Consider the following 21,126-nt stretch of genomic DNA (forward strand, 5'->3'; position numbering starts at 1 on the left):
ACCCGCGAGTCTCGACACGGTTCGAATCGCCGTTCAACGCTCACCGCTCAATCTGGACTACTACGCCGACGCGGCTTGGACGGACCGCGTTCCCGCGATGATACAAACGCTGCTAGTCGCGTCCTTCGAAAACACCGGAAAGATCGTTGCGGTCGGGCGCGAATCCGTGGGTCTACGCGCCGACTTCTTGCTCAAGACCGAGATCCGGAATTTCGAAGTCGAGTATGACTCGGAAGGTGTGTCCCCCCGGGTTCATATCGTTGCCAAACTGATCAAGATGCCGGAGCGCGAGATCATCGCGGATCGCACTTGCGACTACAAAGTAGCCGTGAACGGCGACCAGCTTGAGCAGATCGTGGAAGGTTACAATGACGTTCTTGGCCGCTGCATGCGCCGCATCGTGGAATGGACGTTGCGGACGGGCGCCTCCTACAAGCCGGGAAGTTGACGCTTAGCCGCGCGCAAGAATTTTGGGGCGGCCCAAGGGGCCGCCCCATTGAAATCCTGAACCCGCTGGCTGGGATTGCCACTTATCGAATGTGGAATCCGAGGCCGATATTGATGGCCGGTGCTGCGATGACAGGTGCGGGTGCGTACGCGACCGGCCCCGGCACGTAGGCGACCGGCGGCGGAGCGACGACCACTGGCGGCGGTGGCGCATAGACGACCGGCGGGGCCACGTAGCCGTAGACAGGTGCTGGCGCTACGATCACCGGGCCGGGGAAGAAGACGCCGTGAACGTATGCACCATGAACGAATGGGCCGTGAAAGAAATGGCGCCCCTCATCGGCGGCGGCCGGCTGGATCGACGCCGCCCCCAGGACGGCGGCAGCCAAGGCCACCGCGGCAAGCGTCGGCGCGCGATTTTTCAGGCCTAACTTCAGCGACTTCATGACACCCTCCTTTCAGGGCGACTCAATCTCGGTCAACATACGCATTACGGCCAACCGGCGTTGAGCCTGCGCCCTACATTGAGGCATTTCCTGGGCAGGCGGCGTCTGTGCCGCACCGGGTAAGCTAGGCATCGGACGAATCACAGGATTTAACCCGCGATACAGTTTTCGGGAGGAAAAATGAATGGCTGTTAATCTGGTCGAGGCAAGGCAAGACACCCCCGGCGTGACCAATGTGCTCCACTTCAACAATGCGGGTGCCGCACTCATGCCGAGGCCGGTAACCAAGTCCGTTGTCGACCACATCCAGCTTGAAGCGGAGATCGGAGGATACGAAGCGGCCGAACGGCAGCATGCAAAGCTTGAGCATGCCTATGCTGCCACGGCACGGCTTCTGAATTGCGCACCCGACGAAATCGCGATCGTCGAGAATGCCACGCGGGCCTGGGACATGGCATTCTATGGATTCAAATTCGCGGCCGGCGACCGCATTCTCACCGCGGTCGCCGAGTATGCGAGCAATTTTCTCTCCTACCTTCAAGTCGCAAAGCGCACGGGCTGTAAGATCGAAGTCGTACCGAACGATGAAACCGGCCAGCTTTCGCTCGGGGCGCTCGAGCGCATGATGGACAAGCGCGTGAAACTGATTTCCGTGACTCACGTGCCGACCAATGGCGGCCTCGTCAATCCGGCGGTCGGTGTCGGCCGCATTGCCAAGACGTGGGATGTGCCCTTTCTCCTCGATGCCTGCCAATCGGTCGGGCAGATGCCGCTCGACGTCGAGGCGATCGGCTGCGATGCGCTTTCGGCAACGTCGCGGAAATACCTGCGCGGGCCGAGAGGGATCGGATTCCTCTATGTGCGGCGAAGCCTTCTCGAACGCCTCGAGCCGCCGATGATCGACCTTCATGCCGCACGCTGGATCGCCACTGACCGCTATGAGCTTTGCCGCGACGCTCGTCGCTTCGAGAATTGGGAGTGTAATTTCGCCGGCAAGATCGGGTTGGGCGTGGCAATCGACTACGCGCTGGCGATCGGCCTCGATGAAATATATGCGCGTGTCACGACCGTCAGCACCCTCCTGCGCGAACGCCTCGCCGACATACCCCGCGTCGCCGTCCGCGATGTCGGGGCTGAGCGTTGCGGTATTGTGACGTTTACCGTCGAGGGCAGGGACCCAGCCGAAATCAAGCACGTGCTTGCAGCAAAGCGCGTCAACGTCACGACCTCGACCCGGCTATCGACACGACTCGACATGGAAGCGCGCGGGCTCGAATCGATCGTGCGCGCCTCCGTCCACTACTACAACAGCGAGGAAGAGGTAGAGCGGTTCGTGGGTGAAATTCGATCGATCGCCGCTTAGCGTCCAGTCTGCCGCACGCGAGCGGATCAGGACGCGAACGTCGCCTCGGCGCGCATCGCCAAGCCGCCATCGGCGCGCTTGATCCATACGACGGCACCACGGCCGTTGCCATCAGGTATCCCCGTGACGGTGAAAGGCGCTGTATCGAACACAGGCGCCATTGCGCGAAAAGCGAAGCGCGCGAGCGTTGCGTTGGGCGCCTCCCGTCGCACAAGATCCAGGAGAAAAGTGGCGAGAAGCGGACCATGCACGACGAGGCCGGGGTAACCTTCGACGTTCGTCACGTAGGGATAGTCGTAATGGATGCGGTGCCCGTTGTAGGTCAGCGCCGAATAGCGGAACAGCATGACCGGATCGGGTGTCACGACACGGCGCCATGGCCCGTCGGGAGGGGCTTCCTCCGGTGCCGGTGGCGGCCGCGAGGGGTCCGGCGCTTCCCGATAGGCGATGTCCTGCTCTTCTGTCATCGCGACGCTGTCGTCGACTCGATAGAGGCGTCGCACTTTCACGAAAACGAGGGCGCCGCCACGCCCCTCCTTGATCGTGACATCGACAATCTCCGACTCTCGGACGACCGTGTCGCCGACGCGGAAAGGTTTCGTGAAGTCGAGCCGGCTGCCCGCCCACATGCGGCGCGGAAGCGGCACGGCTGGGGCGAAATCGCCCCGCTCGGGATGGCCGTCCGCACCGAGTGTCGATTGCCGGGCCCAGCGCGGCCTGATCAGCCAGTGCACGCCGGGGGGTGCCGGTTCGCCCTCCCGCGGAAGGGCGCCGGTGCGGTCGAGCATTGCCTCAAGTCCCGCGACATGAAGTGGCAGGAGAATGTCGCCGGTCTCCTCGCGCCGGCCGATCCAGCTCCGGAGTCCTTCAAGCTTTGTCCTCTGCGCCGTATCCATCGCTATCCTCTCTGTCCACACCCATTCCCGCCCGCTGCATTCCGAAGAGCGTCAAACGGTCAGCCCCAGAGTTCTGCAGCCGGCGGAAAGACGCGTCCGTCGGCATAACGCAGGCCGTGCGGCCGATCCTCGGCGAGAAGAAGCGGCCCATCCAGATCGACGAAGCTCGCGGCATCGCCGAGGAGTGTCGCAGGCGCCATGGAAAGCGACGTCCCCACCATGCAGCCGACCATGACGCCGAGCTTTGCAGCGCGCGCCGCGTCGATCAGCTTGATCGCTTCGGTCAGCCCACCCGTCTTGTCGAGCTTGACGTTGACGACATCGTAGCGACCGACGAGCTTCTCGATATCCGCGCTCGTGTGACAGGACTCATCGGCGCAGATCGGCACCGGATGGCTCACCCGGGAGAGGGCTTCGTCACGGCCGGCGGGAAGCGGTTGTTCCACGAGCGAGGCACCAAGGCGCGCCATCTCGGGCAGGAGCTTCGGCAGAGTTTCGGCCGTCCAGGCTTCGTTCGCGTCAACGATGAGGCGTGCGAGTGGCGCCTCCGCGCGAATGGCTTCGAGCCTTGCCAAGTCGCCCTCCCCCCCGAGCTTGATCTTGAGAAGTGGGCGATTCGCGTTCTCCCGCGCTGCCTGTCCCATCGCCTCGGGTGATGCCAAACTCAGCGTGAAAGCGGTAACGACGGGCTTCGGTTCCGGCAAGCCCGCAAGACGCCACACGGGCGTCCCGGTTCGCTTGGCTTCGAGATCCCAAAACGCGCAATCCAGGGCGTTCCGTGCCGCGCCGGGCGGCATCGCTTCCTGGAGGCTTCGGCGGTCGAGTCCCGTCGCAATTTCGTCCGTGCGGGCCGCTATTTCCGCGATGACACCGTCGACCGACTCGCCATAGCGCGGGTACGGCACACATTCTCCCCGTCCACGAAGAGCCCCCTCCTCGATTTCAGCGACCACGACGTCCTGGACCGTGCGCGAGCCGCGCGAAATCGCAAATACGCCACGAATGGGAAACCGCTCGTGTCGAACGGAGAGCTTGCGCACGGTCTCAACCCCTCAGCAACGCATCGACGAGGCGGGCGACGCCCGTCCTGATCGGATCGACGGTCGGCAGCTTCAACCGGGACTCGGTCTCCTTGAGAAAACGCTCGGCCGCATCCGGCGTAAGCTTCGAGGTATTGACGCTGACGCCGACGAATTTCACCGCCTTGTTCGTGAGCCGTGCCGTCTTGATGCAGAGGTCGATCGTTTCTTCAAGGCCCGGCATCGGCTGTTTCGGCAACCCGCGCATGTGGGTGCGCGTCGGCTCATGGCAAAGGACGAGCGCATCGGCCTGCGCACCGTGAATGAGTCCCAAGGTGACGCCCGCGAACGATGGGTGGAACAGCGAGCCCTGCCCTTCGATCAAATCCCAATGGTCGGGGTCATTCGCGGGAGCAAGCCATTCAACCGCACCCGGAATGAAATCCGATACCACCGCGTCGATCGACACACCGCTGCCCGCGATGAGAATCCCGGTCTGGCCCGTGGCGCGGAAATCTGCCTTGATTCCTCGGGCGCGCAGTTCCTTCTCGAGCGCAAGCGTTGTGTACATCTTGCCAATCGATGCATCGGTGCCGACTGCAAGGAGCCTCTTGCCCGGCCGCTTCTCGCCGGTGCCAAGGGGAAATTCCTGCTTTGGATGTCGCACGTCGTGAAGCTGTCTTTTGTGCTTATCCGCGGCTTCGACGAGACCGGGTACGGACTCGAGCCGGCTGTGGAGGCCACTCGCAAGGTCGAGGCCGAGATCGACAGCGCGCAATAATGTCTTGGCCCAACTTGGCCCGATGACGCCGCCGCGATTGGCGACGCCGATGATGAGCGTTTTCGCACCCTTTGCCGCCGCCTCCTCGAGCGATAGGTCGGGAAGACCGACAGTCGTTTTGCAGCCGTCGAGGCGCAACTGACCGAGACACCAGTCCGGGCGCCAGTCCTTGATTCCACGTGCGGTCTTTGCCGCGAGATCGTCATGGGCATCGCCAAGGAAAAGCAGGTAGGGTCGTTCGATGTTCACGTCGCACCTCTCTCGTTGTGGGCGCGATCTTATCGGAAACGGCATGGCCCTGCATTATCGAGCGCATGGCTCCGAAGCGACGGTCCGTTGCCGGCCAAGGTGCGCCACCTTATAGTTTCGGCCCGGATCGGTTCAGCCAAGCCCGTTCTGCTCGGATCCCGCTTGGCGGAAGGAGCCAAGGCCAATGTTCACCACGCGTCCCGAGATCAAGGGCGTCTTCGGCGTCGTCTCCTCGACTCATTGGATTCCCGCGAGTGTCGCGATGGCAGTCCTTGAAAAAGGTGGGAATGCGTTCGATGCGGCGGCGGCGGCGGCGTTCACCCTTCAAGTGATCGAGCCTCACCTGAATGGACCGGGGGGAGACGCGCCGATCCTCCTTTGGAACGCCAAAGCAAAGCGCGTCGAAGTCGTCTGCGGACAAGGTCCCAGCCCTCGGGGTGCGACCATCGAGCGCTATCGGGCCCTTGGCCTCGACCTCATTCCAGGCACGGGCCTCCTCGCGGCCGTGGTGCCCGGTGCATTCGGCGCCTGGTTGCATCTCATACGCGACTACGGCAGCGCCAAACTCCGCGACGTACTCGAACCCGCGATCGGTTATGCACGGCATGGCTGGCCGGTGACCCCAAACTTGAGCGATTCGATCGCTGCCGTGGCCCCGCTCTTCAAGCAAGAATGGCAAAGCTCGGCGGCCATATTTCTCAGGGGCGGGTCGGCGCCCGAGGCAGGCCATGCAATGGCGAACCCGACGCTGGCCGATACCTTCGGGCGCATTCTTGGAGAAGCCGAGCATGCGAGCAGCGACCGCGCCGAACAAATCGAGGCTGCACATCGAGCCTATTATCGAGGCTTCGTGGCCGAAGCGATCGACACATTTTGCCGCACCCAACACGTACTCGACAGTTCGGGCCAGCGCCACACGGGTATCCTCACCGCCGATGACATGGCGAGCTGGCGAGCGACGGTGGAAGCGCCCGTTACCTACGATTATCACGGCTACTTGGTTGCAAAGACCGGTCCCTGGGGCCAGGGACCGGTCTTTCTTCAAGCCCTCGCACTCCTCAAGGATTTCGATCTCGCGTCCCTCGACCCGATCGGCGGCGAATTCGTCCACACGGTCGTCGAGGCGTTGAAACTCGCCTTTGCGGACCGAGAAGCTTGGTACGGCGATCCGAACTTCACGAACGTTCCGATGGCGGAGCTTCTTTCCGAGGGCTACAACGCGCCACGCCGTCGCCTCATTGGCCGCGACGCATCCTACGATCTGGTACCCGGCACCGTAGGAAGCCGCGTACCTCGGCTATATCAAGGCGACGTTGACAAGCGCAACCCACGAACCGGCATCGATCGGGGTGCCGGCGAAGGGGAGCCCGATCGTGCGGCAATGGCGCGGGAGCGCGCGCAAAAGGATCTCGCAGCACGGGGTGCCGTGTCCGGCGACACTGTGCATGTGGACGTGATCGATCGCTGGGGCAATATGGTCGCGGCCATGCCGAGTGGCGGGTGGATGCAGAGCTCGCCGGTCATTCCAGCACTTGGTTTCTGCCTCGGCACGCGCGGGCAGATGTTCTGGCTCGAGGACGGCTATCCAGCGAGTCTCGCACCCGGAAAGCGGCCGCGCACGACCCTTAGCCCTACAATCGCGCTCCGCGACGGCGAACCCTATCTCGCCTTCGGCTCCCCTGGCGGTGACAGTCAGGATCAATGGGCGCTCACCTTCTTCCTGCGTCACGCGCACCATAAGCTCAATCTTCAGGAGGCCATCGAGGGGCCGAACTTCCAGTCGACGCACTGGCCCGACTCATTTTATCCGCGCAAGGCGAACCCGGGTGCATTGGCACTCGAGGCAAATTTCCCGCGCGGGACAGTTGCGGATCTGCGCCGGCGCGGCCATAAGATCACCGTCGCCCCCGAATGGTCGATGGGTCGCATGTGCGCAGTCGGCAAGGACGCGGCGTTCCTCAAGGCCGCGGCCAATCCGCGGAACATGCAGGGCTACGCCGTCGGGCGCTAGATGCAGTCGCCAGCACTATCGAAGGAGTGGCATCGGCGCGTCTGGCGATTGGCGGGGCCGATCATTCTCTCGAATATCACAGTGCCGCTCATGGGTGCGGTGGACACCGCCGTCATGGGGCAGTTACCGGACGCCAAATACATCGGCGGGGTCGCTCTCGCCGCGACGGTGTTTGCCTTTCTTTATTGGAGTTTCGGTTTCCTCCGCCTCGGTACGACGGGAATCGTGGCGCAGGCATTCGGCGCCCGTGACGATGTGGAGGTGTTCGCTTCGCTCATTCGGCCGCTCCTCATTGCCGTTTCCGCCGGCGTTATGCTTGTGGCCCTCCAGGCCCCGCTCGCCCGCGTTTCCTTCTGGCTCCTCGACGGAAGCCCTGCATCGACGGCACTTGCGAAGCAATATTACGCGGTCAGGATCTGGGGCGCTCCGGCGGCACTTGCCAACTATGTCCTTTGGGGCTGGCTCCTCGGTGTGCAGCGTGCGCGCGAAGCGTTCGTGCTGCAGTTGGCGCTCAATAGCGTCAATATGGCGCTCGCAATTCTTTTCGTGATCGGCTTCGGCTGGGGCGTTTCGGGTGTGGCATCTGCCACTTTGATTTCGGAATGGCTCTCGGTCGCTGCCGGGCTATCGGTGACACTTGTCGTCGTGCGCCGCATTGAAACCGGTACGCTGCTAGGCTGGCGGCGAATTCTTGACCGCGACAGGTTAGCGGCACTCTTTCATGTCAACGGCAACATCTTTCTGCGCACGCTTTGCTTGATTCTGGCCTTTTCGTACTTCACGGCGCGCAGCGCTCGGATGGGCGATCTCGTACTCGCGGCCAACGCGGTGCTCATGCAATTTCAGCAGTTGATGGGCTATGGTCTCGATGGGTTCGCCTTTACAGCATCTGCCTTGGTCGGCGAGGCGTTCGGCGCCCGCGACCCCGTGAAATTCCGGAATGCGATCGCGGTCACCACCTTTTGGTCGGGCCTTGTGGCGGTCCTGTGCGTCATGGGTTATGCGGCATTCGGAGGGGCGATGATCGACCTCTTGACCGGCCAAGAGCCCGTGCGTGAGGTCGCCGAGCACTACTTGCCGTGGATGGTCGCCTCGCCGCTCGTGTCCTTTTGGGCCTTTCAGCTGGACGGAATATTCATTGGCGCCACGGCCGGCAAAGAGATGCGCAACGCAATGGCTGTATCGCTTGTCGTCTGTGTCGGCGCCGTGTGGATGTTTGTCCCGCTTTGGAACAATCACGGACTCTGGCTATCGCTCATGATCTTCATGGCCGCGCGCGGCGCCACACTCGGTTTTTATTTTCCACGACTAGCGCGGCGCCTGCCGTTGGCGGAACTGCCCGCATCGAGATTCGTCTTTCGCTAATGTGGTGGAGTCGAGGCGCAAACGCCGCGGTTCTTGCTCCGACAGCGAAAATCGCCGAAAAATCCAAGCAGAATGTTCCTGTTGCGTTCGGAAACGTACCGGCTGGAAGAAATGCCTTCCGAGCGGCTAAACCTCAGAGTAAAAGCAGGCGGTGCATTTGCCGTCGAGCACCCGCTCCCTTGGAACGGCCATAACCAACCGATTGGCGCCGTTGGGTATTCTGCGCCATTGAGAGTAGGGATTAGGTCCGCCGCACAATGAGCCTGGCATTGCAGATCTTGACTGTCGCAGGTTACGGAGTCGTCGTGGTATCGCTCGCTTATGCGGCTGTCGCCCTTGTGCGCCTGACGATCCTCTCCCCCCGCATGGCGGGTGCAACCGGTCCACAAGCGCCGATCAGCATCCTCAAGCCGGTATGCGGGCTCGAGCCGCGACTTTACGAAAACCTTCGCTCGTTCTTCGAGCAGGATTATCCACAATTTCAAATTCTCTTCGGCGTGCGCGATGCGAACGATGCGGCGATCCCGACGATCGAGCGGTTGATACGGGAATTTCCCGGGCACGACGCCGCTTTGGTCGTGAATGCGCACGCACATGGCAGCAATTACAAAATCAACAACCTCATCAATATGATGCCACGCGTGCGCCATGACATCGTCGCGATCTCTGACGCCGATTGTCGCGTCGGGCCGAACTACTTGGCCGATCTTGCCGCCGCCTTCGACACCGCGACGGTCGGGGCGGCGACATGCCTCTATTGGGGCGTGCCCGCCTCAAAGCGCCTCGCCGACCGGCTTGGAGCCATGTTCATCAATGAATGGTTCCTGCCATCCGTCCTCGTGGCCCTCCTCTCCGAGCCGCTTGAATACTGCTTCGGCGCAACAATGGCGGCGAGGCGGGAAGTTCTGGAAAAGATTGGAGGAATCGAATCACTTGCTTTTTATCTCGCCGACGATCATATGCTGGGACGCCTTGCGGCAGCCCATGGATACAAGGTAGCGCTGGCGCGGCACATCGTCGAAATCACCGTCGATGAGCCGTCGCTGGGCGCGCTGTTCCGACACGAGCTGCGCTGGGCAAGGACGATGCGCGCGGTTCGTCCGGTCGGGTATGCGATGAGCTTCTTGACCGATACGTTGGCGCTTTCCGTCCTCGTGGGATGTGCGGCAGGGCTGCGGCCGGTTGGGGTCGCATTGATCGGCCTCGCTCTTTTGCTGCGCATCATGACGCACGCGATCGCAGGCGTCAGGCTGGGTGCGGAGAAGGCTTTCCGACCTTGGCTGGTGCCGATCCGGGATGCCATGACGTTCGCGGTCCGTGTGGCAAGCTTTGTCGGACGCGACGTCAGGTGGCGCGAACATGAGTTTTCAGTCCGCGCGGACGGACATTTGGTTGTCAATAATTGAGTGTGCTTGAGGTGCAAGGATGAAAACGTTGTTCCTGAATCCCCCGTCCTTCGACGGCTATGACGGCGGTGCCGGGTCGCGCTATCAGTGCAAGCGCGAGGTCAGATCGTTCTGGTATCCGACTTGGCTTGCGCAGCCCGCGGCCCTCGTGCCCGGCAGCAAGCTTATCGACGCGCCTCCCCGCGGACTGCGCCTCGAGGACATTCTTCACCACGCCAAGGCGTACGAACTGCTTGTCATGTACACAAGCACACCTGCCTTCCAGGCCGACGTCAAGATCGCCGAGGCGTTCAAGCGCGAGAATCCGAAGCTCATGATCGGAATTTGCGGCGCCCACGTCGCCGTCTCGCCGGGACCGTCGCTCGAAGCGTCGGTGGCGATCGACTTCGTGGCCCGGACCGAGTTCGATTTCACCATCAAGGAGATCGCCGAGGGCAAGCCGCTCGCCGAGGTCGACGGGATCAGTTACAGACGCGATGGCGAGATCGTTCACAATCGCGAGCGCGCAATTATCGAGAACATGGACGTGCTGCCGACCGTCATCGAGGTCTACAAACGCGATCTGGTGATCGAGGATTATTTCGACGGCTACCTGATGCATCCTTATATGTCCATCTACACGGGACGAGGCTGTAAATCGCGCTGCACCTTCTGCCTTTGGCCGCAGACGATCGGCGGCCATCGCTACCGCACGCGCAGCGTGCAAAGCGTGGTGGACGAGATCGCGCTCGCCAAGAGTTATTTCCCGCAAGTGAAGGAGTTTTTCTTCGACGACGATACCTTCACGGACAACCTCCCGCGTGCGGAGGAGATCGCACGGGGTCTCGGCAAGCTCGGGGTGACCTGGTCATGCAACGCCAAGGCCAATGTGCCGTATGAAACACTCAAGGTCTTGCGCGAGAACGGCCTCAGGCTTTTTCTCGTCGGTTACGAGTCGGGCAACCAGAAGATCCTTCACAACATAAAGAAGGGGTTGCGCATCGACGTGGCGCGCAAGTTCGCCGAGGATTGTCGCAAACTCGGCATCGTCATCCATGGCACCTTCATCGTCGGCCTCCCCGGCGAGACCCATGAGACGATCGAGGAGACGATCCGCTTTGCCAAGGAGGTCAACCCGCGCACGATCCAGGTCTCTCTGGCCGCTCCCTATCCCGGCACCGAACTCTACCGCCAAGCGGTCATGAACGGCTGGCTCCATGACAACAGCGATAGTCTTGTTGCCGACAACGGAATGCAAATCAGCTCGCTCCAATACCCGCACCTCTCCAACGAGGAGATTTTCGAGGCGGTCAAAGTCTTCTACAAGCGCTTCTACTTCCGCCCGAGCAAGATCGCGGAACTCACCTGGGAGATGGCGAAGAGCACGCAGATGATGAAGCGTCGGTTGCGCGAAGGCGCCGAGTTCTTCCACTTCCTGAGGCAGCGCGAAAATCACGCCTGACCCCGCGGATGGAACGCGAGGTATGGGGCGGCTCACGCGCCCCATATCTCCACTTCGCCGAACGCGGCGCATGCGGCAACGGCCGAAAAATCGAACGTGACGAAATGAAGTTCAGCCTCGGTATCGCCATGCTGGCCGGCTTTGGGCTGGCGGCAGGCCTGATCATCTACCAGGGTGCGGGCCAAGTCCTCGGTATGCTGCTCTCACTCGGCTGGGGTTTCGTTCCGGTCGTCCTCGTCCACGTCATCCAAATGCTGGGCTCGGCACTTGGCTGGCGGGTGCTCATTCCACGGCCTTGGCCGCGCCCGCTTCTCGTCCTCCTCAAGATTCGATGGATCCGCGAGGGTGCGAACGCCCTTCTGCCGGTCGCCCATATCGGCGGCGAAATCATCGGCGCGCGCATGCTCTCCTTCCACGGCGTGCGTGGCGACGTCTCCGGCGCCAGCGTCGTCGTCGATCTGACGGTTGAAATCGTCACCCAGGTTCTTTTCACCGTCGTCGCCTTGGCATTGCTCCTGCTCGCCGGGCACGGAAGCGCCGAGCTTGCCGACGTCGTGACCGGGGTCGCGATCGGTGCGATCGCGATCGGTGGGTTCGTGATCGCTCAGCGTGTCGGCCTGTTCATGCTGATCGAGCACGCCCTCGATCGGATGATGGAGAAAGCCCAATGGTTGTCCATCGCGGGAATTAAGGGATTGCACGATGCGATTCAGGCGATTCACCGCAATCCCAAGGTGCTTGCGGGCAGTGCCGCCTGGCACTTCCTGAGCTGGATGCTCGGCGGCGGCGAGGTCTGGCTTATTCTTCATTTCATGGGTATCGATGTGGGATTGCGTGAGGCTCTCATCCTCGAAAGCCTTGGGCAGGCAGCGCACAGCGCTGGCTTCATGGTTCCCGGTGCGATCGGAATTCAGGAAGGGGGCTTGATGGTTTTTGGCGCCCTGCTTGGCGTCAGCCCGGAGGCGGCACTAGGCCTTTCGCTCGTGAAGCGTTTGCGTGAGCTTGTCCTCGGCGTTCCCGCCATAGCACTATGGCAGTGGGTCGAGGGCAGACGCCTTATCGGCAACGCGCGTACGAAAGCGGCGGCTGGAGAAAACTGACGCGCGAGCGACCCAGATTGTCTTCCCCCACGGTTCCGCTAAAGGCGGGAGGGAAAGACGACAGTCGCCACCCGGTTCAGCCGAATCGGCCGGTGACGTAGTCCTCGGTCTGTTTCTTTGTTGGCCGCGTGAAAATCGTCTCGGTGTCGGCGAATTCGACCAGTTCGCCGAGATACATGAGGGCCGTGTAATCCGAAACGCGCGCCGCCTGTTGAAGGTTGTGGGTAACGATCACGACCGTATATTCCTCGCGCAACTCCTTGATGAGCTCCTCGATCTTTTGCGTCGAAATGGGGTCGAGTGCAGAGGCAGGCTCGTCGAGCAGGAGCACTTCGGGATTGAGTGCGATCGCTCGGGCGATGCACAGGCGCTGCTGCTGACCGCCGGAGAGACTTAGCCCCGAGGCGCGGAGCTTGTCTTTTACCTCGCCCCAGAGTGCCGACTTCGTGAGCGCGCGCTCGACACGCTCATCCATATCGACCGTCGGCAGGCGTTCGTAAAGCCGGATGCCGAAAGCGATATTATCGTAGATCGACATGGGAAAGGGCGTCGGCTTCTGGAACACCATACCCACACGGGAGCGCAGGCGATTGAGGTCGATTTTCGAGCTGAGAATATTTTCGCCGTCGAGGATCACTTCGCCCTCGGCCCGCATGTTCGGATAGAGCTGGTAAATGCGGTTGAGCGTTCGAAGCAGCGTCGACTTACCGCACCCTGACGGTCCAATGAGTGCCGTCACCCGCGCATCGTGGATCTTCATATTGACCGATTTCAAGGCAAGCGTTTGACCGTAATAGAAATTGAGATTGCGAATGTCGATCTTGACCTCCGTCGCTTCGTTCGCCGCGGCGCCCGCGTGCGGGAGGGGGGCCGGTGATCGAGGTGTCAGGTTTCCGCGCGGATCGCGGGGCGATTCTTGGTTGAACATGTTCGGTTCCTCTAGGTCCGCTTCGTCTGCTTGCCGAGGGTCATTCGCACGATGATGTTGATGGCGAGGATGATCGCCGTGATCAAAAGAGCACCCGCCCACGCCAGTTGCCGCCAATCGACATAGGGGCTGTTGGCGTAGTTGTAGATCACGATGGGAAGGTTTGCCATTTGGCGATTGATGTTGATCGACCAGAACTGATTACTGAGCACGGTGAAGATCAAGGGTGCGGTCTCGCCGGAAATTCGAGCAACGGCGAGCAGGATTCCCGTCAAAATGCCCGCTCGCGCTGCACGGTAGGACACCAACACGATGACCTTCCAGCGAGGTGCGCCGAGAGCCGTAGCCGCCTCGCGAAGATCGTTGGGTACGAGCTGCAGCATGTCTTCGCTCGTGCGCACCACCACCGGGATCGCGATGACCGCCAACGCCAGCGCACCCGCCCACGCCGAAAAATGGCGCGTCGGCACCACCGCTACTTCATAAATGAAAAGCCCGATCAAAATTGAGGGCGCTGAGAGCAGGATATCGTTGATGAACCGGGTCGCGTCGGCAATCCTGCTGTTCTTGCCGTATTCCGCGAGAAAGGTGCCCGCCAGCACGCCGACCGGCGCACCGATCGCGATCCCGAAAACTGTCAGGATCGTGCTCCCGACGATGGCGTTCAAGAGACCCCCGGACTCGCCGGGAGCAGGCGTCATTTGCGTGAACAATGCGAGGTTCATTCCGCTTATGCCATAATGCACGAGCGTTATGAGTATCGACGCAAGCAGGAAGATACCGAGTGCCGTCACCAGCACCGACGCGGTCATATTGATTTGATTGACGATCCGTCGGCGGCGATAGATCGAGAGCATTATTCACCGCACCTTGCTTGCGAGCTGGCGCAGCATCAGCTTGGCGATCACGAGCACCACGAACGTTATGACGAACAGCGTGAGGCCAAGCGCGATCAGCGAGGAAGAGTAGATATCGGAGTCGGCCTCGTTGAGCTGGTTCGCGATGGATGCCGAAATCGTGGTCCCCGATGCGAATAGCGATGCGCTGATTCTGTTCGAGTTCCCGATCACAAAGGTCACGGCCATCGTCTCGCCGAGTGCGCGGCCGAGCCCAAGCATGACGGCGCCCACCACGCTGGTACGCGTGTAGGGCAGCACGATTTTCCACACGACTTCCCACGTGGTGGCGCCGAGGCCGAAAGCAGATTCGCGCAGAAATGGCGGCACTGTCTCGAATACGTCTCGCATGACCGCTGAGATGAACGGCAGGATCATCAGGGCGAGGATCAGCCCCGCCGGCAAAATGCCGCCGCCGTTCGACTTCTCGCCGAACAGCACACCAGGCCCGCTGTCGCTGCCGAGCAGGTCATACAGCACCGGTTGGATGTGGTTGTTATAAAACGGCACAAAAACGAAAAGGCCCCACATGCCGTAAATGATGCTGGGAATCGCGGCCAGAAGCTCGACCGCAGTCGAAATCGGCCGCCGCAACCATTCAGGGGCAAGTTCGGTCAATACGATGACGATGCCGAGGCTGACCGGAATGCCGACGAGGAGTGCAATGATCGAGGTGACGATCGTGCCGTACATTGGCGCGAGGGCGCCGAACTTTTGAGTCACCGGATTCCAGGTACTCGTCGTGAAAAAGCCGAGGCCGAACTTGCCGAATGCGGGGGCGCTGCCCTGGACAAGCGAAAAGATGATCCCGCCCAATATGACGAGGACAAAGATTGCGAAGAAGAAGGTGAGGCCAAAGAAGACTTTATCCCCGACACGACCGGTGCCGCGCTCGGTTTCGCCATTATTGCGGGCCTTCATATCGTTCGAGGCGGCTTCGGCGACTGCCATCGGCTTCCTCATTTTGGACCGGCGAACTCTCCTTGGCATCGTCGACTGCGCAGCCGACGACGTTCCTGCCACGGGTCCCGGCTCCGTCGGCGAAGCGCGCTATGGACGCACGCCTCGCACGACCGGAGTTACGCGATCTAGTTCTGCACCATGCTTGCGGTGAATACGGGTTTGCCGTCCGCGGTCTTGATGTCCCGCTCCCATGTCCGCTCGACAAGCTCGATCACGTTGGCGGGCATCGGAATATAGTCCAATTCCTCCGCCATCTTTGCGCCATTGTGGTAAGCCCAGTCGAAGAACTTGAGCACTGCGGCCGCAGTGTCGGGCTTGTCCTGCTTCTTATAAAAGAGGATGAACGTCGCGCCCGTGATCGGCCAACTCGCATCGCCCGGCTGGTCCGTGAGGAGGAGGTTGAACCCCTCAGCCTTCTCCCAATCCGCATTGGCGGCAGCCGCCTGAAATGCCGATGCTTCCGGCTTCACGAATTTCCCTGCCTTGTTTGAAAGCTGGGTGTACGCGAGTTTGTTTTGGAGCGCATACGCATATTCGACGTAACCAATGCCACCGTCGATCTGCTTTGCGGACCCGGCGACGCCTTCGTTCCCTTTTGCACCGACACCGGTTGGCCACTCGACCGACGTGTTGACGCCGACCTTTTCCTTCCATTCCGGGCTCACCTTCGCGAGATAATTGGTGAAGATGAACGTCGTACCCGACCCGTCGGCGCGGTGAACGACCGTTATCGCCTCGTCGGGCAGCTTGAGGTCCGGATTGAGCTGCGCAATGGCTGGGTCGTTCCATTTGGTGATTTTATTGAGATAGATATCGGCCAGCACCGGCCCCGTGAGCTTCATCTGGCCGGCTTCTATCCCCTTGATATTGACGACCGGCACAACACCACCCATCACCATGGGGAACTGCATGAGGCCGGCTTCATCGAGGTCCTTGACCTCGAGCGGCATATCCGAGGCGCCAAAGTCGACCGTTTTTGCCTTGATCTGCTTAATGCCGCCGCCGGACCCGATCGACTGGTAGTTCATGCCAATACCGGTCTTGGTCTTGTAGGCATCTGCCCATTTGGCATAGATCGGATACGGAAACGTGGCCCCGGCACCTGAAATATCGGCAGCACGGGCTTGACCGACGCCAACGAGCATGGCGGCGCCCACCAGGACGCTCATTGTAATGCGTTTCATCTTGGGACTCCCTGCAAGTGACTCGAGCCACCTTCTCGCGCACGATCGGTGAGGGACGAGCGCCGGGATCGTAGGCGGTACTCGTTTCAATCGGGTGGCAAGTCTACTTAGGAAAAATTACGCTTATGCGTCATATTTATGACGATTAGGTCACCTCTGCCGGGCTGCGTAAACCGGCATCCATTCGCGAAAACCCAGGCCATTGCAAGCACTCGCCATCGAGGGCATTGTCTTTTGCATACCAACGGCATAGACGTTTCGGATTGCTATCGGGAAGAATTGGATGCGGATTGCGAAATTTCGGATCGGGCAACTGGTGCGCCACCGGGTCCACCCCTTCCGCGGGGTGATCTTCGATGTCGACCCGGTCTTTTCCAATACCGAGGAATGGCTCTTGTCGATTCCGGAGGACGTTCGTCCGCACCGCGACCAGCCCTTTTACCATCTGCTCGCGGAGAACGCGCAAAGTTCCTACGTCGCCTATGTCTCTGAACAGAACCTCCTGCCCGATGACAGCGGCAAGCCGATCGCCCATCCGCAAATCGGCGAGCATTTCGCCGGCATGGAAAACGGGCGGTACCTGCCTAAGAAAATCGTGCCGAATTGACCTGCCCGCGGGGGTGCGGCCCCCCGGGGGCCGTCACGCGAGGTAAATGGTTCCGTTGTCGGCCAGACGCCGAATTTCTGCGTCGTCGATGCCGTGCTCCGTCAGCACTTCGCGAGTATGCTCGCCGAAGCGAGGAGCGCCATGGCGCGGGCCGCTCGCCGAGGCGGAGAATTTGATCGGCATCCCAAGCGTTTCAAGCGGTCCGAGGCGACTGTGCGTCACTTCGGTCACCATGGCCCGCGCCCGCACCTGAGGATCGGCGTGCATAGCCTTGACGTCGAGGACCGGGCCGGCAGGCAGCCCAGCAGCCTCGCACTTCGCGAGCCATTGGGCGCTCGTTCGAGTCCGGAATTGCCGGGCCAGAATATCGTCGAGGGCCGCGAGGTTGGCCATGCGCCCCGCATTTTCTTTGAAACGCGGATCGCGCACGAGTTCGGGAACTTCAAGTATTTCGACCAAGCGCTTCCAGTTCGCCTGGTTGGCCGCCCCCACGTTGATCCAGCCATCCGCGGTTGGATATGCTTGATACGGCGCATTGAGAGGGTGGGAAGAGCCCATGGGCCCGGGTGCTATCCCGGTCGCGAAGCAAATCGCTGATTGCCAATAGGTGTGGATGATCCCCGCCTCGAACAGCGAGGTATCGACGCGTTGTCCCTTGCCTGTCTTGAGGCGTTCGACGTAAGCCGCCAAGACGCCGAGGGCGGCAAGGATCCCCGCGGTGATGTCCGTTATCGGTGCGCCCACCTTGACCGGCGGTCGGCCGGGCCCTTCCCCTGTGATGCTCATGAGGCCGCTCATGCCCTGGGCGATGAGATCGAAGCCGCCGCGGTCCGCATAGGGGCCCGTCCGCCCGAAGCCGGAAATCTCGCAGTAAATCAGCGCGGGATTGATCGCCGCGAGCCGTTCGTAGCCGAGGCCGAGCTTGTCCATGACGCCGCGACGGTAGTTTTCCGTCAGGATGTCGGCGCCGGCCACAAGACGGCGCAGAACGGCCTTGCCGTCTTCGCTCTTGAGGTTGAGGGCGATACCGCGCTTGTTCCGATTCATCATCATGAACGCGGCCGACTCGCCGCCGATTTCGGGTGGGACCATCCGACGGGCGTCGTCCCCGCCTGGATTGCGCTCAATCTTCACGACGTCCGCGCCGAGGTCGGCAAGCATGAGCCCGCAAACCGGCCCCGCCATCACGTGCGCCAGTTCTAAGACCTTGAGACCGTGAAGGGGTCCCGCTTGCCGGCCCGCCATGGCTCCCTCAAGCTCCTTCCGAGATTGCCTCTGTGTGCGTTCCAGCGAGCGCGCGCTCCGGGTGCATCCAGAATGCGAGCACCGCGCCCGCGAGGAGCAAGCCGATAGAGCCCCAGAACGGCACATGCCAATCGCCCGTGAGGTCTACCAGCCAGCCGAACACAATCGGCGAGACGAAACCCGCGATCGCCGAGCCTGTGTTCATGATTCCGCTCGCCGTGCCCGAGAATCCGGGCGCTATGTCCATCGGCACCGACCAGATCGGACCGATCGTCAACTCGAGGCAGAAAAACGCGCAACCGAGCGCCACCGTTATGATCGTGAGGTCCTTGAGCAGCAGAACTGGGAGAAGAAAGCAAAGAGACGTCAGGAGGCTGACGACAATAACATTTCGCCGCGCGATCGCCAGGCTTCCAGTCTTGCGAAGCAGCCAATCGCTGATGATCCCGCCCACGGTATCCCCAACGGCGCCGAAGGCCGTGACGCCAAAGGTGAAAAGTGCGGTCTTGGTGATTTCGAGGTTATAACCCACGCGAAAGAATGACGGAATCCAAGTGAGATAAAGCCACAGCGTCCAGGCGTAGCAGAAATAGACGATCGTCGTCGGCATCATACGCGCGAGCAATCGGCCCCAGGGCACCGGCTCGGCGTCGACCGCGCGGCCGTCACGGTAGGCGGGAAGCTCAGCAAGCTCGAATTTTGTCATGCCTTTGTGCTCGCGCGGGTCGTCTCGGAAATACCATGCCCAGGACAGCACCCACAGAAGGCTTACTAGGCCGACAACGATAAACGAGCTGCGCCAACCCCAGTTGACGATGAGCCACGCGACGACGAGCGGCGTGATCGCTATGGCGGCCCGCGCGAAGCTGTGGGTGATGCCCTGGGCAAAGGCGCGTTTACTTTTCGTGAGCCAATTCGACATTGCGCGCGTCGCGGTCGGGAATGTCGCCCCTTCCCCGAGGCCGAGCACGAAGCGGACGAGAAGGAGGGAGACAAAGCCGTTCACGAACCCCGTCAGGATGGTCGCGGCGGCCCACACGAATCCGCAAATACTCAATGTCAGGCGTGGACCCAGCCGATCCCCGATCCAGCCGCCGACGATTTGAAAGAGGGCGTAGGCATATCCGAAAGCGCCGAAAGCGTAACCCAGCTGGGTGTTGCTGAGGCCAAGCTCGACCTTGATATCCGTGGCCGCAGTCGCCGTATTTACGCGGTCGACATAGGTGATGAAATACATGGCACAGAGGAACGCCAAGAATATGTTCGTCGCCGTGAACAGCCGCCGCGGGAGCGGCTCTGCCAAGTTCATGTTTCCTCCCTGCTTGGCTACTTCATTGCGGCCGATTGTTCTCGGATTTTTTTACTTCACCTCCGACGCATCGCTCGGTCGTGCGCTCGTGAGACTATACTGTGGCGCCGCCCTGTACCCCTCGCGGGGTTTCATCAGTAGTTGCCTCCAAGATAGCTCAGGGCGGCGGAAACACCGCTTGCCTTGATCGGCACACCTGCCGCTTGCAGGCCCATCTCGACGCCACAGAGGGTCCCGGCAAGCATCAGATCGTTGAAGTCGCCGAGATGGCCGATGCGAAATACCTTGCCCTGAAGCTTGCCGAGCCCGTTTCCGAGCGAGAGGTTGTAGCGTTCGAGAGTTACTTTCCGGAACGCGTCGGCGTCGTGTCCAGCGGGAAGCAGAACCGCGGTCAGCGAACTCGAATATTCCCGCGGCTCGAGGCAAAGGATTTCGAGGCCCCACGCACGCACCGCCCGGCGCGTCGCTTCGGCATGGCGGTCGTGACGCGCGAAGACATTGTCGAGGCCTTCCTCGAGCAGCATCGCAATGGCCTCCTTGAGCCCGTAGAGGAGATTGGTTGCGGGTGTATAAGGAAAATAGCCGGTCGCGTTCGAGGCCAGCATCTCCTCCCAATTCCAGTAGGAACGCGGGAGCTTGGCTGTCTTGCCCGCGGCGCGCGCCTTGTCGCTCACGGCATTGAAGCTGAGCCCGGGCGGCAGCATGAGTCCCTTTTGCGACCCGGCAACCGTCACGTCGACGCCCCACTCGTCATGGCGGTAGTCGATCGAGGCGAGGGAGGAAATTGTATCGACCATGAAGAGTGCCGGATGCCTTGCACGATCGATCGCGGCGCGCACGTCGGCCACGCGGGAGGTAACGCCTGTCGAAGTCTCGTTGTGGACAATGCAGACGGCCTTGATCTTTTTCGCGCGGTCCTCGGCAAGCTTCGCCTCGACCGCCGCTGGATCGACGCCGTGACGCCAATCGCCGGGGATCAAATCGACCTCGAGGCCGAGCCGGCCCGCCATTCGAAACCAAAGGCTCGCAAAATGACCTGTCTCGGCCATCAACACCTTGTCGCCGGGGGATAACGTATTCACCAGTGCGGCTTCCCAGGCGCCGGTGCCGGAGGCGGGAAAAATCACGACCGGCCCGTCTGTCTTGAAGATTTTCCGAACAGCTTCGAGTAGCTCGTGGCCCATGCGGCCGAAAGCGGGCCCGCGGTGATCCATCGTGGGATTGTCGATCGCGCGCAATACGCGATCCGGCACATTGGTCGGGCCTGGAATTTGAAGGAAATGGCGGCCGCTGTGATAGGTCATGAGTTCTCTCGCTCGTGCCAATCAGGCTGAAAAGTTAAGGAGAATTGGTCTCCGTGAGATTATGCATTCAAAATGACAGCTGTCAATTGAATGCTGGTTTGTAGTCAAAGCATTGATAAAATGCAGATTAACAAGAATCCGGCAAAATTCTCGGCTCGCCAAACTT

Annotated in this window: 19 protein-coding genes; 8 read left to right on the top strand and 11 right to left on the bottom strand. The window is 61.2% G+C overall.

Translation table 11 applies throughout. The annotated features are described in order from the left end of the window. On the top strand, positions 1–448 hold a 448-nt coding region (locus VEJ16_01230; protein HYB08274.1), incomplete at its 5' end, for an ABC-type transport auxiliary lipoprotein family protein. Between the two features lie 82 nt (positions 449–530). On the opposite strand, the gene VEJ16_01235 is transcribed toward VEJ16_01230, so the two are convergent. Then, positions 531–893 carry a hypothetical protein gene (locus VEJ16_01235; GenBank protein HYB08275.1) on the bottom strand — a complete coding sequence of 121 codons (363 nt, stop codon included), beginning with the start codon at positions 891–893 and terminating at the stop codon, positions 531–533. A 184-nt stretch (positions 894–1,077) separates the two neighbouring features. Here VEJ16_01235 and VEJ16_01240 point away from each other — a divergent pair, with 184 nt between their 5' ends. Further along, positions 1,078–2,256: an aminotransferase class V-fold PLP-dependent enzyme gene (locus tag VEJ16_01240; protein HYB08276.1), complete on the top strand. Its 1,179-nt coding sequence runs from the start codon at positions 1,078–1,080 to the stop codon at positions 2,254–2,256. Positions 2,257–2,282: 26 nt separating this feature from the next. Here VEJ16_01240 and VEJ16_01245 read toward each other — a convergent pair whose 3' ends face one another. Genes VEJ16_01245 through dgcN form a run of 3 tightly spaced genes read right to left on the bottom strand, consistent with a single transcriptional unit; the run spans position 2,283 to position 5,201 of the window. Then, entirely contained in the window at positions 2,283–3,152 is an 870-nt protein-coding gene (locus tag VEJ16_01245; protein ID HYB08277.1) for a MaoC family dehydratase N-terminal domain-containing protein, read from the bottom strand. Positions 3,153–3,211: 59 nt separating this feature from the next. Then, positions 3,212–4,192 (bottom strand): N-acetyl-D-Glu racemase DgcA, encoded by a 981-nt coding sequence (gene dgcA / locus VEJ16_01250; GenBank protein HYB08278.1) that lies wholly within the window; start codon positions 4,190–4,192, stop codon positions 3,212–3,214. Positions 4,193–4,196: 4 nt separating this feature from the next. Next, on the bottom strand, positions 4,197–5,201 hold the full coding sequence (gene dgcN / locus VEJ16_01255) for an N-acetyltransferase DgcN (GenBank protein ID HYB08279.1): 1,005 nt from the start codon (positions 5,199–5,201) through the stop codon (positions 4,197–4,199). A gap of 184 nt (positions 5,202–5,385) precedes the next feature. Here dgcN and VEJ16_01260 point away from each other — a divergent pair, with 184 nt between their 5' ends. The 5 genes from VEJ16_01260 to VEJ16_01280 all read left to right on the top strand — a co-directional run bounded on the left by VEJ16_01260 (position 5,386) and on the right by VEJ16_01280 (position 12,524). Beyond that, positions 5,386–7,212: a gamma-glutamyltransferase family protein gene (locus VEJ16_01260; protein ID HYB08280.1), complete on the top strand. Its 1,827-nt coding sequence runs from the start codon at positions 5,386–5,388 to the stop codon at positions 7,210–7,212. Further along, positions 7,213–8,577 (top strand): MATE family efflux transporter, encoded by a 1,365-nt coding sequence (locus VEJ16_01265; GenBank protein HYB08281.1) that lies wholly within the window; start codon positions 7,213–7,215, stop codon positions 8,575–8,577. Between the two features lie 257 nt (positions 8,578–8,834). Then, entirely contained in the window at positions 8,835–9,983 is a 1,149-nt protein-coding gene (gene hpnI, locus VEJ16_01270) for a bacteriohopanetetrol glucosamine biosynthesis glycosyltransferase HpnI (GenBank protein ID HYB08282.1), read from the top strand. 19 nt (positions 9,984–10,002) lie between these two features. Beyond that, entirely contained in the window at positions 10,003–11,424 is a 1,422-nt protein-coding gene (gene hpnJ, locus VEJ16_01275; protein ID HYB08283.1) for a hopanoid biosynthesis associated radical SAM protein HpnJ, read from the top strand. A gap of 104 nt (positions 11,425–11,528) precedes the next feature. After that, a complete protein-coding gene (locus VEJ16_01280) occupies positions 11,529–12,524 on the top strand; it encodes a lysylphosphatidylglycerol synthase domain-containing protein (GenBank protein ID HYB08284.1) in 996 nt (331 codons plus the stop codon). Positions 12,525–12,600: 76 nt separating this feature from the next. Here VEJ16_01280 and pstB read toward each other — a convergent pair whose 3' ends face one another. From pstB to pstS, 4 genes are all read right to left on the bottom strand, one after another. Continuing rightward, on the bottom strand, positions 12,601–13,452 hold the full coding sequence (gene pstB, locus VEJ16_01285) for a phosphate ABC transporter ATP-binding protein PstB (protein ID HYB08285.1): 852 nt from the start codon (positions 13,450–13,452) through the stop codon (positions 12,601–12,603). An 11-nt stretch (positions 13,453–13,463) separates the two neighbouring features. Continuing rightward, a complete protein-coding gene (pstA, locus tag VEJ16_01290) occupies positions 13,464–14,309 on the bottom strand; it encodes a phosphate ABC transporter permease PstA (GenBank protein HYB08286.1) in 846 nt (281 codons plus the stop codon). A 3-nt stretch (positions 14,310–14,312) separates the two neighbouring features. Beyond that, complete coding sequence (gene pstC, locus VEJ16_01295; GenBank protein HYB08287.1) at positions 14,313–15,299, bottom strand: phosphate ABC transporter permease subunit PstC; 987 nt, start codon at positions 15,297–15,299, stop codon at positions 14,313–14,315. Between the two features lie 137 nt (positions 15,300–15,436). Next, the gene (pstS, locus tag VEJ16_01300; protein ID HYB08288.1) at positions 15,437–16,495 is read right to left on the bottom strand and encodes a phosphate ABC transporter substrate-binding protein PstS; all 1,059 of its coding nucleotides are present in this window, start codon (positions 16,493–16,495) and stop codon (positions 15,437–15,439) included. Between the two features lie 283 nt (positions 16,496–16,778). On the opposite strand from pstS, the gene hspQ reads away from it, so the two are divergent. Continuing rightward, positions 16,779–17,102 carry a heat shock protein HspQ gene (gene hspQ, locus VEJ16_01305; protein ID HYB08289.1) on the top strand — a complete coding sequence of 108 codons (324 nt, stop codon included), beginning with the start codon at positions 16,779–16,781 and terminating at the stop codon, positions 17,100–17,102. Between the two features lie 33 nt (positions 17,103–17,135). Here the strand turns inward: hspQ and VEJ16_01310 are convergent, their stop codons facing one another. From VEJ16_01310 to VEJ16_01320, 3 genes are all read right to left on the bottom strand, one after another. Then, positions 17,136–18,347, bottom strand: coding sequence for a CoA transferase (locus tag VEJ16_01310; GenBank protein ID HYB08290.1), 1,212 nt, complete (start codon positions 18,345–18,347; stop codon positions 17,136–17,138). A gap of 7 nt (positions 18,348–18,354) precedes the next feature. Continuing rightward, the gene (locus VEJ16_01315; protein ID HYB08291.1) at positions 18,355–19,656 is read right to left on the bottom strand and encodes an MFS transporter; all 1,302 of its coding nucleotides are present in this window, start codon (positions 19,654–19,656) and stop codon (positions 18,355–18,357) included. 134 nt (positions 19,657–19,790) lie between these two features. Then, a complete protein-coding gene (locus VEJ16_01320) occupies positions 19,791–20,960 on the bottom strand; it encodes an aminotransferase class V-fold PLP-dependent enzyme (protein HYB08292.1) in 1,170 nt (389 codons plus the stop codon). Positions 20,961–21,126: the final 166 nt, after the last annotated feature.

The sequence above is a fragment of the Alphaproteobacteria bacterium genome (assembly GCA_035625915.1).
Taxonomy (GTDB): domain Bacteria; phylum Pseudomonadota; class Alphaproteobacteria; order JACZXZ01; family JACZXZ01; genus DATDHA01.

Excerpts from the sequence above, each read along its gene's own strand:
- VEJ16_01245 (HYB08277.1), bottom strand. The coding sequence starts at position 3,152 with ATGGATACGGCGCAGAGGACAAAGCTTGAAGGACTCCGGAGCTGGATC.
- hpnI (HYB08282.1), top strand. The coding sequence starts at position 8,835 with ATGAGCCTGGCATTGCAGATCTTGACTGTCGCAGGTTACGGAGTCGTC.
- pstC (HYB08287.1), bottom strand. The coding sequence starts at position 15,299 with ATGGCAGTCGCCGAAGCCGCCTCGAACGATATGAAGGCCCGCAATAAT.
- VEJ16_01240 (HYB08276.1), top strand. The coding sequence starts at position 1,078 with ATGGCTGTTAATCTGGTCGAGGCAAGGCAAGACACCCCCGGCGTGACC.
- pstS (HYB08288.1), bottom strand. The coding sequence starts at position 16,495 with ATGAAACGCATTACAATGAGCGTCCTGGTGGGCGCCGCCATGCTCGTT.
- hpnJ (HYB08283.1), top strand. The coding sequence starts at position 10,003 with ATGAAAACGTTGTTCCTGAATCCCCCGTCCTTCGACGGCTATGACGGC.
- pstA (HYB08286.1), bottom strand. The coding sequence starts at position 14,309 with ATGCTCTCGATCTATCGCCGCCGACGGATCGTCAATCAAATCAATATG.
- VEJ16_01315 (HYB08291.1), bottom strand. The coding sequence starts at position 19,656 with ATGAACTTGGCAGAGCCGCTCCCGCGGCGGCTGTTCACGGCGACGAAC.
- VEJ16_01310 (HYB08290.1), bottom strand. The coding sequence starts at position 18,347 with ATGGCGGGCCGGCAAGCGGGACCCCTTCACGGTCTCAAGGTCTTAGAA.
- VEJ16_01280 (HYB08284.1), top strand. The coding sequence starts at position 11,529 with ATGAAGTTCAGCCTCGGTATCGCCATGCTGGCCGGCTTTGGGCTGGCG.
- VEJ16_01265 (HYB08281.1), top strand. The coding sequence starts at position 7,213 with ATGCAGTCGCCAGCACTATCGAAGGAGTGGCATCGGCGCGTCTGGCGA.
- VEJ16_01235 (HYB08275.1), bottom strand. The coding sequence starts at position 893 with ATGAAGTCGCTGAAGTTAGGCCTGAAAAATCGCGCGCCGACGCTTGCC.
- VEJ16_01260 (HYB08280.1), top strand. The coding sequence starts at position 5,386 with ATGTTCACCACGCGTCCCGAGATCAAGGGCGTCTTCGGCGTCGTCTCC.
- hspQ (HYB08289.1), top strand. The coding sequence starts at position 16,779 with ATGCGGATTGCGAAATTTCGGATCGGGCAACTGGTGCGCCACCGGGTC.
- VEJ16_01320 (HYB08292.1), bottom strand. The coding sequence starts at position 20,960 with ATGACCTATCACAGCGGCCGCCATTTCCTTCAAATTCCAGGCCCGACC.
- pstB (HYB08285.1), bottom strand. The coding sequence starts at position 13,452 with ATGTTCAACCAAGAATCGCCCCGCGATCCGCGCGGAAACCTGACACCT.